Source organism: bacterium endosymbiont of Bathymodiolus sp. 5 South (assembly GCF_900128535.1).
GTDB lineage: Bacteria > Pseudomonadota > Gammaproteobacteria > PS1 > Pseudothioglobaceae > Thiodubiliella.
In genome coordinates this window covers 1-4135 of sequence record NZ_FQTR01000142.1, presented here as the reverse complement: position 1 = coordinate 4135, position 4135 = coordinate 1, and the positions used below count along the sequence as shown (strand labels likewise).

1 protein-coding gene is annotated in these 4135 nt (G+C 36.9%); it reads left to right on the top strand.

Annotated elements, in window-relative coordinates:
• On the top strand, positions 1-3848 hold a 3848-nt coding region (locus tag BBROOKSOX_RS09185; protein WP_139661279.1), incomplete at its 5' end, for a cadherin-like domain-containing protein.
• Positions 3849-4135 lie beyond the last annotated feature (287 nt).

The following is a 4135-nucleotide window of genomic DNA, read 5'->3' as shown; positions in this document are numbered from 1 at the left end:
ATATACCAGAGACTCCAGTCTGGGTAGACGATGCCTTAGCAGAAATTAACCAAAACCCACTTAACAAATTCCAAGACCAGCTTGATGCTACTGCTAACAATCCAGAATTAAAAGATAGTGTCAAGCAAGTTGAAAATGAATTCAAAGATGAAACCACGACAAATAAAGATATCCCTAGTTATGATGAATGGTTTGATAAAAAATACACTAACTGGTTTAATGATGAATTTAACCAGTGGTTTGATACAAACTATCTAACTTATCTAAATGAGCAATATGACGATTACTTAGATGAGAAGCATGATGAATGGCAGGATGGGAAACATGATGAATGGCAGAATGAGAAACATGACGAATGGCAGGATAGGAAATCTGATGAATGGCGGGATGAGAAATATGATGAATGGCAGGATAGGAAATCTGATGAATGGCGGGATGAGAAATATGATGAATGGCAGAATGAGAAACATGATGAATGGCGGGATGAGAAATCTGATGAATGGCGGGATGAGAAATCTGATGAATGGCGGAATGAGAAATATGATGAATGGCAGAATGAGAAACATGATGAATGGCAGAATGAGAAATATGATGAATGGTACAACGAACAATATTGGGAAAAGGCTGATGAGGCATATGATAGAGTGAAGGATGAAAAATATCGTGAATGGCGGCGTGATTATAGGGGCGAACAAGGATATGACCAGTGGTTTGAGGAAGAATACGATGGGTGGTTTAATAGAAACTATGATAACTGGTTTAATGAACGTTACGATGAATGGTTTAGCGAACAATATGATAACTGGTTTAATGAAAACTATGACGAATGGTTTGATGAAAACTATGACGAATGGTTTGATGAAAACTATGACGAATGGTTTGATGAAAACTACAATGAATGGTTTAATGAAAACTACAATGAGTGGTTTAATGAAAACTACAATGAATGGTTTGATGAAAACTACAATGAATGGTTTGACGAAAACTATGATGAATGGTTTGATCAATACTACAGCGATGAGTGGTTTAGCGAACAATACGATAAATGGTTTGACGAAAACTATAATAAATGGTTTGACGAAAACTATAATAAATGGTTTGACGACAATATTGGCAATGACGAACAACGCACTCAGTGGAATGATGCAAATTATAGTGAGTGGCAAGATGAAAAATATACCGAATGGTCAAGCCAAAAATATCAAGAATGGAAAGACAGTAAATATGATAAGTGGGTTGATGAATACAATAATGAATATTCGTCTGGTGCGCCAGTAATATTAGACTTAGATGGCAATGGTATTGAAATCACGACATTAAGTAATTCCAACAGCTATTTTGATTTTGATGATGATACCTATGTGGAGAAAACCGCTTGGACAACAGACGCAATTTTAGTTTTTGACGAAAATAATGACGGTCAAATAACCAGTAGCAGTGAAATCGCCTTTGCTAAATTAACTGATGTTAATGATACCGACCTTGAAGCGCTTAAAACTAAATTCGACTCTAACGATGACAATATTTTAAGTTCAGACGATGCTAAATTTAATCAGTTTAAACTGTGGCAAGATAAAAATCAAAATGGCACAGTTGATGCAGGTGAACTGCAAACACTCACTCAAGCCGGTATTAGATCTATCAATCTAATTTCTGACGGGGAAAAACAAGAACTAGATGATGGTTCTGTCATCTTTGGCAAAACTACCTTTACTAAAGATGACGGCACTTTAGGCGAAGTAGCAGATGTTGCCTTGAAATATAAAACCAGTGGTCATAAAATGATTAAAACCAACGATGGTTATGAAATGCGATCAGAACAAGGCTCTGGTGAAAAAGTCAGTTACTTCCACACCTCAACTGATGCACTTAATATTAATCTTAAAGATAATAATTACGATATTGTCACAGGCAATATTGGCGATGATACGCTAGATGGCTCTACCACTGATTATGATGTGCTAATATCAGGTGGTGCTGGAGATGATGCACTTTTAGGTGGTAGTGGAGATGACATACTCATTGGTGGTGCAGGGCTTGATACTTTCAAAGCAGGTAGTGGCAATGACACGATTACGGTGAATAATAGTGATATTTTAACCAGTACCTATGTTGATGGTGGCGAAGGTTATGACAAACTGGTGATTAAAGGTGATAACACGGTTAATATCAACTTAGACGAGTTAAACATAGAATCTGTCGTTTTAGGAGGTGGTGTATCAACGGTTACTGGTAATAGCAATGAGATAGATTACTTAATTATTGGTGGTTCTGCTACAAATATGATTACCACGGCAGGTGGTAAGGATATTATCTACGGCGGTGAAACTATTGATACGATTAATTCAGGTGCTGGCGATGATTATATTGTTGCAGGTGATGGTAACGACATAATCAATGCAGGAGGTGGCGATGATATTATCTATGGCGGTACAGGCAATGATACGATAAACGCAGGTAGTGGTAAAGACACCATTTACCTAGAAGGCGATTTAGATGTTATTTCAGGTGGTAGTGATGCCGATGTCTTTAAACTGTCTTATCAAGACCAAGCGGTAAAGTCTGGGTTGACTAACTTAATCAAGGATTTTGAACTGGGTGTTGATACACTTGATTTAAGTAATGTTAAAAGCATTCGCTCAATGGATGATATTACCATTAGCACCACTTACCAAAATGGCAAAACTTATGCCAAGATTGAGGTTGGACATAACAAGAACGCCATTTATTTAGAAGGCGTGAGTAGCAGTTCTTTAACTAAAGACAGCTTTAAATTCTACAACCATAAAGCTATTAATCTTGCTGAAGTATCACTTTCAACAAACGAAGACCAAAGCTTCACCATTACCTCGACACAACTCTTAGCTAATGCGATTGATGTGGATGGCGATGACTTAAGTGTGGTTAGCCTTTCTGTTGTTAGTAGTGATGTAGATAATGTAACACTTACCGATAATAATAACGGCACTTGGACATTGACACCTAAAGCTAACTTTAGCGGAGAAATTACCTTTAATTATCAAATCAGTGATGGTTATGAGCTCACCGATGCTAAACTCAACCTTGCAGTTGCCAACCTACTAGATGCCGCAGTAAGCTCATCACTGATGATTGATAATGCGGTGATTGACTCAAATAATACTTTAGAAGTCGCATCTAACTCAACCTTAGCATTGCCAATTGCAGCTGCCCTTAATGATACTGATGGTTCTGAAACACTTAGCATTAGTATTAAAAATCTACCAAGTGAGATAACCCTTAACAACGGCATAAAACAAGCAGACGGCTCTTACTTATTAAGTCAAAATGATTTAAGCAACCTGCAACTTATCATTGGCAGTTTCTCAGGTCATCTTAATATAGAAATTGAAGCAACATCAATAGAATTATCAAATTCAGATACTGTAACAAGCTCTAAGACTTTGAGTGTTGATGTAATCCAAACGGGTGATGCCAATGATAATCAACTGATGGGCGATGATGCTGATAATATTATTAGAGGTCTAGCAGGTGATGATACTATCACTGGCAATCAAGGAGACGATGCCTTGAGTGGTGGCTTAGGTAGTGATACCTTTGATTACAATAGTAATAATGATGGTCATGATATTATTACCGACTTTAATTTATCTGAGGGTGATAAGCTAGATATATCAGATTTAATTGATTATCAATCAGGCGACAATTTAGCAGATTTTGTTGGCATTGAAAATATAGGCAACGATAGCATTGTTCATATAGACCTTGATGGCGCAGGTAGTGGGCAGAGTTATGTGAGTATTACGCTATTTAATACAACTTTATCATTTGAAGACTTGTCTAATGCCAATGCTTTAATTGTGCTCTAGTGTCTTAACTATTTTTTATGACAAGCAAAAATAATCACAAAATAAGTGTATCTTTTGCACAAGAAAGCGAGCGAGAGGAAATATGCAAATTAGCTAGGCAAGACCATGATGAGAGTTTTTTTTGGCACAATTCCTTTTAGCGAAGATAAATTTAACAAACTTTTTGGGACCTTTGCATAAATAGGGATGATTAGCAAAATCCAATTTTTGCCCAATTGGTGATTTCTTTAAACCTTGTCCTAGCAGGGCTAAGGCTGGGTTTAAAAAATCGCCAAGTGGGTGAAAAG